This is a genomic window from Marinobacter xestospongiae (assembly GCF_023156385.1).
Lineage (GTDB): Bacteria > Pseudomonadota > Gammaproteobacteria > Pseudomonadales > Oleiphilaceae > Marinobacter > Marinobacter xestospongiae.
Window position 1 is genome coordinate 95504 of record NZ_JAKZAK010000009.1, and the last position, 11903, is coordinate 107406.

Annotated in this window: 11 protein-coding genes; 5 read left to right on the top strand and 6 right to left on the bottom strand. The window is 66.3% G+C overall.

Going from position 1 to position 11903, the window contains the following annotated elements; all coding sequences use genetic code 11:
• Positions 1-2 precede the first annotated feature (2 nt).
• From MLD24_RS08645 to MLD24_RS08665, 5 genes are read right to left on the bottom strand one after another with little or no spacing between them, the layout of a single operon-like run.
• On the bottom strand, positions 3-803 hold the full coding sequence (locus tag MLD24_RS08645; protein ID WP_227173862.1) for a symmetrical bis(5'-nucleosyl)-tetraphosphatase: 801 nt from the start codon (positions 801-803) through the stop codon (positions 3-5).
• Positions 796-1608 (bottom strand): 16S rRNA (adenine(1518)-N(6)/adenine(1519)-N(6))-dimethyltransferase RsmA, encoded by an 813-nt coding sequence (gene rsmA, locus MLD24_RS08650; protein ID WP_248166188.1) that lies wholly within the window; start codon positions 1606-1608, stop codon positions 796-798. The genes MLD24_RS08645 and rsmA overlap by 8 nt, the downstream gene beginning before the upstream one ends.
• Entirely contained in the window at positions 1605-2636 is a 1032-nt protein-coding gene (gene pdxA, locus MLD24_RS08655; RefSeq protein ID WP_248166190.1) for a 4-hydroxythreonine-4-phosphate dehydrogenase PdxA, read from the bottom strand. The genes rsmA and pdxA overlap by 4 nt, the downstream gene beginning before the upstream one ends.
• Positions 2636-3955 carry a peptidylprolyl isomerase gene (locus tag MLD24_RS08660; protein WP_248166192.1) on the bottom strand — a complete coding sequence of 440 codons (1320 nt, stop codon included), beginning with the start codon at positions 3953-3955 and terminating at the stop codon, positions 2636-2638. The genes pdxA and MLD24_RS08660 overlap by 1 nt, the downstream gene beginning before the upstream one ends.
• A 48-nt stretch (positions 3956-4003) precedes the next feature.
• Positions 4004-6334 carry an LPS-assembly protein LptD gene (locus tag MLD24_RS08665; RefSeq protein WP_248166194.1) on the bottom strand — a complete coding sequence of 777 codons (2331 nt, stop codon included), beginning with the start codon at positions 6332-6334 and terminating at the stop codon, positions 4004-4006.
• A 267-nt stretch (positions 6335-6601) separates the two neighbouring features.
• Here MLD24_RS08665 and MLD24_RS08670 point away from each other — a divergent pair, with 267 nt between their 5' ends.
• The 3 genes from MLD24_RS08670 to MLD24_RS08680 are packed head-to-tail and all read left to right on the top strand — an operon-like array spanning position 6602 to position 9086.
• A complete protein-coding gene (locus MLD24_RS08670) occupies positions 6602-7630 on the top strand; it encodes an aminoglycoside phosphotransferase family protein (RefSeq protein ID WP_248166196.1) in 1029 nt (342 codons plus the stop codon).
• A complete protein-coding gene (gene murU, locus MLD24_RS08675; protein WP_248166199.1) occupies positions 7627-8322 on the top strand; it encodes an N-acetylmuramate alpha-1-phosphate uridylyltransferase MurU in 696 nt (231 codons plus the stop codon). Before MLD24_RS08670 ends, murU begins: the two co-directional genes overlap by 4 nt.
• The gene (locus MLD24_RS08680) at positions 8319-9086 is read left to right on the top strand and encodes a co-chaperone DjlA (protein WP_248166201.1); all 768 of its coding nucleotides are present in this window, start codon (positions 8319-8321) and stop codon (positions 9084-9086) included. The genes murU and MLD24_RS08680 overlap by 4 nt, the downstream gene beginning before the upstream one ends.
• Positions 9087-9098: 12 nt before the next feature.
• On the opposite strand, the gene MLD24_RS08685 is transcribed toward MLD24_RS08680, so the two are convergent.
• The gene (locus MLD24_RS08685; RefSeq protein ID WP_248166203.1) at positions 9099-10139 is read right to left on the bottom strand and encodes a DUF3530 family protein; all 1041 of its coding nucleotides are present in this window, start codon (positions 10137-10139) and stop codon (positions 9099-9101) included.
• Positions 10140-10319: 180 nt separating this feature from the next.
• Between MLD24_RS08685 and rpe the strand changes: the two genes are divergently transcribed.
• Together rpe and MLD24_RS08695 are read left to right on the top strand one after the other, a co-directional pair.
• A complete protein-coding gene (gene rpe, locus MLD24_RS08690) occupies positions 10320-10991 on the top strand; it encodes a ribulose-phosphate 3-epimerase (protein WP_227173855.1) in 672 nt (223 codons plus the stop codon).
• An 18-nt stretch (positions 10992-11009) separates the two neighbouring features.
• Positions 11010-11699, top strand: a complete 690-nt coding sequence (locus tag MLD24_RS08695) for a phosphoglycolate phosphatase (protein WP_248166205.1) — start codon at positions 11010-11012, stop codon at positions 11697-11699.
• Positions 11700-11903 lie beyond the last annotated feature (204 nt).

The window sequence follows — 11903 nt, forward strand, 5'->3', positions numbered from 1 at the left end:
TGCTAACAGTCACAGTGAATGCGCTCCCCGCTGTCCAGGTTCATGATGGTCAGGGCGCCACCCCAGACACAGCCGGTGTCCAGGCCGATGTAGCGCTCGCTGCCGGTACGCCCCTCCAGCGCCGCCCAGTGCCCGAAGATCACCCGCACCTGATCGTCTCGGGGAAACTGGAACCAGGGCTGGTAGCCATTGGGCGCGGCACCGGCAGATTCCTTGGTCGCCAGTTCCAGAGTGCCGTCAGCGGCGATGAAACGCATCCGAGTGAAGTAGTTGGTGATGGCGCGCCAGCGATCCATGCCCTGCAGATCGTCCTGCCAGCGGGCCGGCTCGTTGCCGTACATGCCGGTGAAATACGCCCGCGCCTCCGGCCCCCGGATCACCGCCTCCACTTCCCGGCCACAGGCCAGGGCCTGATCCACCGACCAGATGTGGGGCAGACCGGCGTGAGCCATGAACAGGTCCCGGTCACCATCGTAGAGGCACAGGTTCTGCTGCCGCAGCCAGGCCACCAGCCGCTCCAGGTCCGGCGCATCGAGGATCTCCGCGAGGGTATCCTTCTTGCGGGTGCGATGCCCGCCAAGCACCACCGCCAGCAGGTGCAGGTCGTGGTTGCCCAGCACGATGCGGGTGGCGTCCCCCAGACCTTCCAGGAAACGCAGCGTTTCCAGCGACGCCGGGCCACGGTTGATCAGGTCCCCCGCCACCCACAGGCAATCCCGGGACGGCGAGAAGTCCACCTTGGCCAGCACCGCCTGCAGACGGTCGTGACAGCCCTGAATATCGCCAATGGCGTAGTCAGTCATTCCTCTCTCCGCCGGCCTCGTACACGGCATCGGCAATCGCCACGTACTGGGCCAGTGTCAGGTTTTCCGGTCGCAGGCCGTCATCGATCCCCAGCGCCTGCAGCTGGGCCACCGACACCTCCGCAGCCAGCGCCTTGCGCAGGGTCTTGCGGCGGGCATTGAAGGCACTTCGCACCACCCGTTGCAGGGTGGCCAGGTCTTTCGCCGGGTGCGGCAGGGTATCGTGAGGCACCAGCCGGACGATGGCGGAATCCACCTTGGGCGCCGGCCGGAACGCGCCCGGGCCCACCTCAAACAGCGGCTGCACCTTGCAGAAATACTGCGCCATGATGCCGAGGCGGCCATAGTGATTGTCGCCGGACACCGCCGCCAGACGCTGCACCACCTCTTTCTGCAACATGAAGTGCATGTCCTTCACCAGCCCGGAGAAGCTCAGCAGGTGAAAAATCAGCGGGGTCGAGATGTTGTACGGCAGGTTGCCGATGATCCGCAGTCGCTCACCATCACCGGCAAGCTGACCGAAATCGAACGACAGCGCGTCGGCTTCGTGGATGGTCAGTTCCGGGTAGTTGAAAAACTTGGTGCGCAGCACCGGAATCAGATCCCGGTCCAGCTCCACCACCTGCAAGCGCGGGTTGGCCTGCAACAGCTCTTCGGTCAGCGCCCCCAACCCCGGGCCGATCTCCACCATGGCGTCGTCGGGCTGGGGATGGATGGCACGGACAATACGCTCGATCACCCCGGGGTCGTGCAGGAAATTCTGTCCAAAACGTTTTCGGGCCTGGTGGCCGGCCTTTCGGCTCATGTCGGTTCTCCACTCGACGGGGATGAAGCGGTGGCCCGATGGGCGCGCAGGGACCGAGCCATGCGCTCACCCACCCGCACCGCGGTCTTGAGACTGCCGACATCGGCCCGACCGGTGCCGGCCAGGTCCAGGGCGGTGCCATGGTCCACCGAGGTGCGCACAATCGGCAGCCCCAGGGTAATGTTGACGGCACGACCGAAACCCTGGAATTTCAGCACCGGCAGTCCCTGGTCGTGGTACATCGCCAGGGCGGCGTCGGCCTGGTCCAGCCAGTGGGGCGTAAACAGGGTATCTGCCGGCAGCGGCCCGATCAGCTCCAGACCCTCACTACGCAGCTGCGTCAGGGTCGGCTCAATTACCTCCAGTTCCTCACGCCCCAGGTGACCGCCTTCTCCTGCGTGGGGATTGAGGCCCGCCACCAGGATGCGGGGCCGCGCCAGACCGAAGAACTTGCGCAGGTCCTGGTCGAGGATGCGACTGACCTGACTCAGCCGCGCCGGGGTGATGGCGGCGGAGACGTCTTTCAGCGGCAAGTGGGTGGTGACCAGCGCCACCCGCAACTCGTCGGTGGCCAGCATCATCACCACCCGCTCGACACCGCACAGCGCCTGCAGGAACTCGGTATGGCCACTGAAGGCGATGCCCGCCTCGTTGATCACGCCCTTGTGCACTGGCGCCGTCACCATGCCATCGAAGGTGCCATCCAGGCAGCCGTTGGCGGCCAGAGTCAGGGTGTCGAGCACGTACTGGCTGTTGCCGGTATCGAGCTGTCCCGGCTGATTCGAGGCCAGTCCCGCCACATCCAGCACCGACAGCTCACCGGCGCCGGTGGCGGCCGGTTGCCCCGACTGCCAGGGCCGCAACGTCACCATCAGCCCCAGCTGGGTTGCCCGGGCCCGTAACAGGGCTTCGCTGGCCACCACCACCAGACCGACGTCGCGGTCGCTGGCGGCCAGTTGCAGGCACAGTTCAGGGCCGATGCCCGCCGGCTCACCGGCGGTGACGGCCAGGGTGATGGCGTCGGTCATCAGGCGTTGTCACCGTTGTCGTCAGAATCGAGTTTCTTTTCCACGAAGGCTTCGTCGCGGATCTCCCGCAACCAGGACTGTAGCTCCACCTCGAACTTGCGACGGTAGATGGCCTGGCGGGCGCTGTTCTCCTGGAGTTCGTCGCTGACATCCTTCTGGCGGCGGTCTTCCACCTGCAGGATATGCCAGCCGAACTGGGAACGGATCGGCCCCTTGAGTTCGCCAATGTCCGCCGCCAGCATCGCCTGCTCGAACGCCGGCACCATCTGGCCGCGGCTGACCCACCCCAGGTTACCGCCATCGGACCCGGACACCGGGTCATCGGAATACTCCCGTGCCAGTTCGGCAAAGTCGGCGCCCTGCTGCAGCTCACGATAGAGCTCGCGGATCTTCTGCTCTGCCTGATCCTCGCTCAGGGTCTCGGAGGCCCGCACCAGAATGTGCCGCACCTTGGCCTGCTCCACCAACTGGGCGCCGCCCCGCTTGTCCAGCACCATCACGATGTGGAACCCGCTGCCGCTCTGCAACACCTCAGAGGGTTCCTGCAGCGGCAGTTCCGGCACCACGTCGGCCAGCAGCGAAGGCAACTGGTTCTCCGGACGCCAGCCCATCAGGCCGCCATCAAGCGCGTTACTGGCGTCGGATTCGGCCACCGCGGCGGAGCGGAAATCGCGGCCGTTGCGGATTTCCTTCACCAGTCGCTCGGCCTTGTCACGGGCCTGGCGCGCGGCGGCCTGGTCGTTGAAGTTATCCACCGCCACCAGGATGTGGGCCAGCTCATACTCGGTGACATTGCCGCCACGGGCTTCCTCGGCCGCCAGGTAGTTTTCCACCTCCCGGTCCGTGACCCGGATGCGGTTGCCCACACTGCGCTGCTGAACCCGGCTGACCAGCATTTCCTGGCGAATCTGCTCCCGCGCCTGGGCGTAAGTCAGGCCCTCGGCGGTGAGCTGCTGCTCGAACTGCGCCAGGGTCAGGTTGTTGCCCTGGGCGATGTTGCGGATGGTCTCATTGAGCTCGTTGTCGCTGATCCGCATGCCCATCCTGTCAGCCCGCTGCAGCTGGATCGAATCGGTGATCAGCTGGTCCAGCACCCGCTGCGCCAACAGCGACCGCGGCGGCAGGGTGGTGCCCTGGGCGCTCAACCGTGAGATCACGGTCTGCACCCGGGCATCCAGCTCCGACTGCAGAATCACGCTGTCATCGACAATGGCAATCACCCGGTCCAGCGGCTCCCGGTCCGCCCGGGCCACCGTGGCCAGGACCATCGCCAGCAACAGCAGCATGGCTTGGACGCTTACGCGCAGATTGGCCTTCATAGATTCCCCTGTTTCTGTGGTTGGCACCGGTCCCGCCGGCGCGTTCGATCAATGTCCGTAACGACGGCGTTGGCGCTCGTCAAACCCGTAGATGGCGTCGGAAATACGGCTCGAAGCACCACCGGTGCCCCCCAACCCCTTGAGTTGGATCTGGAACAGCATCCGGCTGTCGAGCTTCTCATCGGTGGTGAGGTAGTTCTGGTGGACCACCTGCACGCTCCAGCAGCAGCTGCTGTACTCAATCCCCGCCAGCGAGCCGGCGGTACGATCAAGCTGGGAATCGTAGACCCAGCGGCCGATCAGGCTGAGCTGATCGGTCACCGGCACCACCCCGCCAATGTCCGCCTGCTCAAACCGGTCGCGGCTGTAGGTGTGGCCCAGGCTGGCCAGGTAGCGGTAGTCGCCGGAGTGGAACACCAGCTGGCTGCGGCTCTCTTCCGTTTCCCGCAACCGCGGGTCCCACAGCAGCGATGTACGCAGGTCCAGATTGGCCAGGGGCCGCAGCACGGCCTCGCCCGCCAGCGGCGACTCGCCACGGCTTTCCGCCCCCTCGCCGTCCAGGGTGACCCGGCGGTCCCGGTAGTGGTAGACCTGCCCCAGGCTGAAACGGGCCCTCTCGGCACCGTCGTTAAGGTCGTAGAAGCGGCTGGTTACCGCCAGCGTCAGGCGGTTGGCGTCCCCGACCCGGTCACCGCCACTGAAGCGGTTGCGCCGGAACAGTTCGTCAAAACTGAACGAACGCAGGGAGCTGTCAAAATCCGGGATCTCGTCCTGGTCATCATCGGCATCAGCCCAGGCGTAATAGAGCCGCGGCTCCAGGGTCTGGTTGTACGGCACCTCGAACAGTTCGGTACGGCGATCAAAGTAGAGCCCGGAATCCCACTCCAGCACCGGCACGGTGCGGTCAATCTGGCGGCTGTCGTCGATACGGCCGCCGAAGTCATAGTCCACCAGCTCATAGTGGGTGTAGTCGAGGGTGGCCGACGGCTCGGCGTACCCCCAGATGGCCCGCATCGGCAGCGCCAGCCGTGGCTGCAGCCGCAGACGTTGACCATTGGCCCGATCGAGGCCACTGAGCAGGTCGTTATCGCGATAGAAATGGGTGTACTGGGCTTCCACCGACGCCGCCGCCAGGCCCAGGTCCGCACGACCGCCGTACAGCAGCTCCGGCAGCTGGGCATAGGGCTTGTCGGGTTCGGCGATGTAGTCCGCGATGGTCTGATAACCGTTGAGGTAGGCCTCGAACAGCTGGTTGCTGTCGCGATAACTGACACCACCACGACGGCGCAGATGGGTGGCCTGGCTGATGTCGAGGGAACGGTTGAGGTCGCTCAGGTAGTCGTTGTCGGACACCACCGAGTAGTCGCCGTAACCGGTCCAGCCACCACCGAAGCTGGCGCCGGTGCTGAAATCCAGCGCCCAGCGTTCGCCGTCCTTGCCGGGGTACTCGCGGTCATAGTCGCTGTCCTGGCCGATGTAGCCCAGTTGCAACATCGATTCACCGTAGGGTCCGAGGTAACGACCTTCCAGTTCGGTGAACAGGCCCCGGCCATGGATGTACTGGGGCGTCAGGGTGGCGTCGTAATGGGGCGCCAGATTGAAGTAGTACGGCAACGCCAGGTAGCCGCCGGTGCCTGTGTTGGAGGTGCCGAACTCGGGGTAAAGGAAGCCGCTCTTGCGGCGGTCATCAATCGGGAAGCTGGCCCAGGGCCAGTAGAACACCGGCACATCCATCACCTCCAGGCGCAGGTGACGGGCGGTACCAAAACCTTCGTTCCGGTCGAGATGGATCTGGGAGGCAACAATGGACCAGTCGTTCCGGCCAGGCGCGCAGGTGGTCAGCGTCCCCTCATCAATCACCACCTGCTGGTCCGCCACCCGGGACAGCGCTGCCGCTGTGCCGCGCATATCGGCCTGGTGCAACAGGAACGAAGCGGTGTTGAGACGGAACTGGCCAGAGGCGGTGTCGTAGCGGGCTTCATCGCCGGTCAATAGGAAACCGTCGCCGCGGCTCACCAGCCCGCCATTCAGCGACACCTCACCACTGACGGCATCGTAACGGGCCTGGTCACCCTGCATGGAGAAGTCGCCCTGACGGACGCTGACGTCGCCCTCCAGAAACAGCGACCGATCAATCTCATAGCGGGCATTGAGGCCACTGGCGTGGATCGGCGCCTCAGCCAGGCTGCCGGACACCACCGCAGCGCTCGAAGGCGGCGGCAGATAGCCGCCCTCACAGAACCCCGGCAGCTGATTCCGCACCGCCGCAGGCAGGGCCTCACGGGGACGCCAGTCCAGTTCCGCGGCGGTCGGCCCGGCCTGGGCCAGGGCGGCGTGCCCCGCCAACGCCAGGGAGCATCCGGTCAACCACAGGCGCACACGGCCCGGGGCGCCGCCGGGGCGGTCAGCCTGCCGGCCTGGAGATCGCGAATCGCGGAGAAAAACTGGCACGTTGACGGCGGTCCTGTGCTGCTGCATGGAAATCGGGGAGCCGCCTAGTTTACACGGCCCTCCAGCGCTTGTTAACGAGATTACCGCATCCTCACGCAGAGGCGTGGTCAGCCCGTGGCCAGAACGTCGTCACAGCTTCTGATTGCCCGCCAGTTCTGCTAACTTTCGGGTTTTGAACTGCTTCAGAGCCACGCGATGGATACCCGCCTACAACAGCTGACCCAATGGGTCCGACAATTCCCCGGTCTGGCCCAGGCCGAGCCGCAACCGGTGTCCGGTGATGCCAGTTTTCGCCGCTACTTCCGGGTCCACCGCGACGGCACCGGGCTGATCGTGATGGATGCCCCGCCCGCCCACGAGGACTGCCGGCCGTTTGTCGCCATCGCCCGTCACTGGCGGGACCAGGGCGTCGCGGTGCCGGCCATTGAGGCGGAGGATCTGGTGGAAGGCTTCCTGCTGCTGGAAGATTTCGGTGATACCCAGTTGCTGGCCCGGCTCGACAGCGACAGCGCCGACGGCCATTACCGGCAGGCCCTGAACGAGTTGCTGCGGATCCAGTCGCTGCCCGCCGATCCGGCCTACCCGCTGCCGCCCTACGATACCGCGCTGCTGAACCGGGAGATGCACCTGTTCCCCGACTGGTTGCTGGAGCAGCAACTGGGCCTGACCCTGGGCAACAGCGAGCACGCCCTGCTGGATACCGTGTTCGCGTTCCTGCGTGAGAGCGCCCTGGCCCAGCCCCAGGTGACCGTGCACCGGGACTACCATTCCCGCAACCTGCTGGTGCGCGAACACACGGCGGTACCCGGCGTGATCGACTTCCAGGACGCCGTGCGCGGCCCCATCACCTACGATCTGGTGTCGCTGCTCAAGGACTGCTACGTGCGCTGGCCGGAACAGCAGGTCTGGCAGTGGGCGGAGCAATACCGGGTACTCAGCGCCGATGCCGGCCTGCACCATGCCGATGCCGATACCTTCCGGCAGTGGTTTGAACTGATGGGTATGCAGCGTCATCTCAAGGCCGCCGGCATCTTTGCCCGTCTGGCCATCCGCGATGGCAAGACGGGCTTCCTCGGTGATGTACCCCGTACGGTGCAGTATCTGGTGGAGGCCAGTGGTCGCCAGGCCGCCCTGCGACACTTCCACGACTGGCTGCTGGAGGTGGTGATGCCAGCCATCGACCAGCGTCTGCGCCCCCTGCTCGCGGAGAACCCGACCCCGTGAAGGCCATGATCCTGGCCGCCGGCAAGGGCGAACGGATGCGGCCGCTAACCCTGACCACCCCCAAACCACTGCTCACCGCCGGCGGCCGACCATTGATTGGCCATCATCTGGTGCGACTGCAGCAGGCCGGATTCCGCGAGGTGGTGATCAACCACGCCTGGCTCGGCGAACAGATCGTCGAAACCCTTGGCCAAGGCCAGGACTACGGCCTGCAACTGCACTATTCCGCCGAGGACGAGCCGCTGGAAACCGCCGGCGGTATCCGTCAGGCGCTGCCGCAACTGGCCTCGGCCGACAGCCCCTGGTTTCTGGTGATCAACGGCGACATCTGGTGCGACCTTGACCTGGGCCAGCTCACACCGCCACACGACGCCTCAGCCCAGGCACTGGTGGTACTGGTGGACAACCCGCCCCACAACCCGGACGGCGACTTCCACCTGGCGGCGGACGGTCACGTCCACGCCGACGGCACACCACAACTGACGTTCGCCGGCATCAGCCTGCTGCATCGGGACCTGTTGGCTGACCTGCCGACCGGCCACCGGCCGCTGGCACCCCTGCTGCGCCAGGCCATGGCCGCCGGCCAGGTGTACGGCTGGCACCACCGCGGCCACTGGGCCGACATCGGCACCCCTCAGCGGCTGGCAGAGCTGGATCGATTGCTGAATCAGCAGGAGCCCTCACAGCCATGAGCCGTACCGCCACACCGGTCAGCCTGCCATCGCCACTGGACGCCAGCTACGACGACCTGGTAACCCGCCTGGTCAAACACGGTTACCAGCCCGGCCCGGTGCTGACGGAAACCGGCCTGCCGGCCCACGCCCGAAGACAGCTGTTCTTTTTACTGGGTTACCTGGCGAAGGCCGACGGCCGGGTCACTGAAAAGGACATCGGTTATGCCGAGAGTCTGATCCGCGCACTGGCGCTGACACCCGGTCAGCGCAAGCGCGCCATCAAACGTTTTCAGCTGGGCAAGCAGTGTTCCCAACTGTCACGCTGGCAGGCCTGGCGGCTACGCCTGAACTGGCGCTGGCGGCCGGAAGCGGTGATGGTGATCGCCCTGTGCCTGTGCCATGGCGCGCAGTTGCAGGGCCTTCCCAGCAAGCAGCGGCGCCACCGCTGTGAAGACGCCGTCGACGCCCTCGGGCTGGATGCGGGACTGGTGGCGGAAGTGCTGGAAAGCTACAGCAACCAGGGCGGGCAACAGAATGCCGAACGCTTTCCGCCACCGCAGACCTACCAGGACGCCTGTCGCATCCTGGGTGTTGGCCGTCGGGATTCGCTGACCCTGATCAAGCAGACCTATCGCAAACAGGTCTCCCGCTGCCACCCGGACAAGCTGGCCCGGGACCTGCCACCCCGGGAACTGGCCTACGCCAAGGAGCGCCTGCTGCGTTACCAGCAGGCCTGGGAGGTAGTGCAGCGCTATCACCGTCACCAGGCGGAGCAGAAATAACCGCCCGACCGATCAGTCCTCGCGCTGCAACCAGGCCACCAGGCGACTGACCACCTGGCGGGCGTCCCGCGCGGTCGGCAGCGCCGCCATCGCCACCGCCTGCTGCTGATAGCCCTGTATCCCCTGGCGCCGGAACACTGCCGCCCGCTGGCTGGCCACCTCCGGCTGTGCCCGCGCCGGCGCCAGGTCCAGCACCTGCCAGTCGCTCTGACCTTCCAGGCTGGCCGGCCAGGCCTGACGTTCGTCGGCGGCGAAACGCGGCGCGATCCACACCAGTTCGGCACTGCGGCCGTTGGCGGCCTGGGCCTCCCGCCACACCGGCATCGCCGCACGGCCAACCCCCACCAGCACAACGCGCTGATAGCCCTGCTGTTGCAGCCGGCTGCGGGCGGCTGACAGGGTGGAAGCAACCCGCTCCCGGTACTGGCCGGTCAAATCCGCAACCGGCTCTTTCGCCATCACGTCGATCACCGACGACTCACCACTGGCAGCCAACGCCGGATTCGCCGCCTCACCACCGGTGGGTGACGGGTCCGGCTCGGCCGCGGTCTGGGTGCTGGTCTGGGCGGACGCTGGCGGCGGTCCGTCCCCCGGCCCCACCGGCAGGCCGAGGGTCATGGCAGCCCAGCCTCGCGCCGCCAGCGCCTCACGCATGGCGCCGGCCAGGCCGCTGGCGGCACTCTGGCCCTCAGCCCCCAGAATCAAGACCGCACCCTTGGCCGGCGCCCGCTGCTCCCGCTCCAGCAGTGCCAGCTCGTCTCCGCCTTCACTGTTCTGCAGCCACACCGCCGCGTCCGGAAAACGGGCGGCCAGCGCCCGCGAGCCCAGACCGGTGGAGATCATCAGCCGGCGGGCATCCACCGGCGCCCGCCTGGGCGTGCTCGAGGCCCCCTCGGCGGTGTCGTCCGTATCCGCCTCGGGCGCGTCCGATTCCTCCTGGGCCAGCGCCGGCATCGCCAGCATCGCCGTCATCAGCACGGTCAGCAGACGCTTACCACCAGACGGACGACCAATCCGCGAGCGCCTCTGCCCTGTTGTTATTCGTAACCTCACGACCACCTGCCTGTTCCTGCTCAATGACTGCCGGAAGATGCGTATCCAGTGTCCCGTCTGGCCAACTCCAAAAACGTCCAGTGAAACTGGTACACTTAGGACCCTCCGAGACCCGCGCCTGACCCACTCCGGGTGAGCGCAGGCCCGCCAACGACTATAAGCCCGATCGAGAGAGCTGTCATGACCCCGTTCCAGATTGCCCCGTCCATTCTGTCCGCCGACTTTGCCCGCCTCGGTGAGGAAGTCGACAACGTGCTGGCAGCCGGTGCCGACATTGTCCACTTCGATGTGATGGACAACCACTACGTGCCCAACCTCACCATCGGCCCCATGGTCTGCGAGGCCCTGCGCAAGCACGGTGTGACCGCCCCCATCGACGTCCACCTGATGGTCAGCCCGGTGGACGACCTGATCCGCATGTTCATTGACGCCGGCGCCACCTACATCACCTTCCATCCGGAAGCGTCCCAGCACGTCGACCGCTCGCTGCAACTGATCCGCGATGGTGGCTGCAAGGCCGGCCTGGTGTTCAACCCGGCAACGCCGCTGCACCACCTCGACCACGTGATGGACCGGCTCGACATGATCCTGCTGATGTCGGTGAACCCGGGCTTCGGCGGCCAGAAGTTCATCCCCGGCACCCTCGACAAGCTGCGGGCGGCCCGCCAGCGCATCGATGCCAGCGGCCTCGACATCCGCCTGGAGATCGACGGTGGCGTCAAGGTCGACAACATCCAAGAGATTGCTGCTGCAGGCGCCGACACCTTTGTCGCCGGCTCCGCCATCTTCAACACCGACGACTACAAGGCCACCATCGACCAGATGCGTGCCGAACTGGCCAAGGCCCAGTAACCGTCCCGGAGACGCTCCATGAAACTGACCGAACTGTTCGATGGCCAGTGGCCGCAGACCCTGCTGTTTGACCTGGACGGCACCCTGGTGGACAGCGCCGCCGACCTTGCCGCAGCGGTGGACCAGATGCTGACCGAGATGGGTCGCCCCACCGCCGGTGCCGAACGGGTCCGGCAGTGGGTCGGCAATGGCGCCGCGGTGCTGGTGCAGCGTGCCCTCGCCGGTCGCCACGACCATGAGGCCGGCGGCCCGCTGGATGAGGCCACCTACCGCCAGGCACTGGACCGTTTCTTCACCGCCTACGCCGAGCACAATGGCCGCCACGCCACCGTTTTTGAGGGCGTCGAAGCCTTCCTGACGGCGGCCCGGGACCAGGGCTGCAAGCTGGCAGTAGTCACCAACAAGCCCTCCGCCTTTACCGACGACCTGCTGGAACAGATGGGGCTGGACCACTGGTTCGAGGTCACCGTCAGCGGCGACACCCTGACGGTGAAAAAGCCCGACCCGGCACCACTGCACCACGCCCTGGAAGCGCTCGGGGCCGACCCGGCCCGGGCGGTGATGGTTGGCGACTCGATCACCGATATCCGTGCCGCCCGCAACGCCGGGCTGCCGGTGGTGGCGGTGCGTTACGGCTACAACCACGGCGAGGCCATCGACACCCTCGGTGCCGAGCGGGTGGTTGATTCGCTGGCAGAGCTTTTGTAATCTCAACAGCAACTTCCGGCCCGGAATTCCCGGGCCCATCCTCCATATCCCCAGCGTTAGGGAGAGACCTGCGGTGCAGGGACTGAATCTGGCAACCCCCGGGAGCGTACTCTCCTCCCGCGCAACCCGATGGTGGCGATGGCGTAACGGCTGATCCACCAGCCCCGGCCGGGCCTGTCACGGCGACAGCCGGCCCCGATCCCT

What these genes read in the sequence shown, in the direction of transcription:
- MLD24_RS08645 (WP_227173862.1), bottom strand. Translation starts at nt 803, where the DNA reads ATGACTGACTACGCCATTGGCGATATTCAGGGCTGTCACGACCGTCTG.
- rsmA (WP_248166188.1), bottom strand. Translation starts at nt 1,608, where the DNA reads ATGAGCCGAAAGGCCGGCCACCAGGCCCGAAAACGTTTTGGACAGAAT.
- pdxA (WP_248166190.1), bottom strand. Translation starts at nt 2,636, where the DNA reads ATGACCGACGCCATCACCCTGGCCGTCACCGCCGGTGAGCCGGCGGGC.
- MLD24_RS08660 (WP_248166192.1), bottom strand. Translation starts at nt 3,955, where the DNA reads ATGAAGGCCAATCTGCGCGTAAGCGTCCAAGCCATGCTGCTGTTGCTG.
- MLD24_RS08670 (WP_248166196.1), top strand. Translation starts at nt 6,602, where the DNA reads ATGGATACCCGCCTACAACAGCTGACCCAATGGGTCCGACAATTCCCC.
- MLD24_RS08680 (WP_248166201.1), top strand. Translation starts at nt 8,319, where the DNA reads ATGAGCCGTACCGCCACACCGGTCAGCCTGCCATCGCCACTGGACGCC.
- rpe (WP_227173855.1), top strand. Translation starts at nt 10,320, where the DNA reads ATGACCCCGTTCCAGATTGCCCCGTCCATTCTGTCCGCCGACTTTGCC.
- MLD24_RS08695 (WP_248166205.1), top strand. Translation starts at nt 11,010, where the DNA reads ATGAAACTGACCGAACTGTTCGATGGCCAGTGGCCGCAGACCCTGCTG.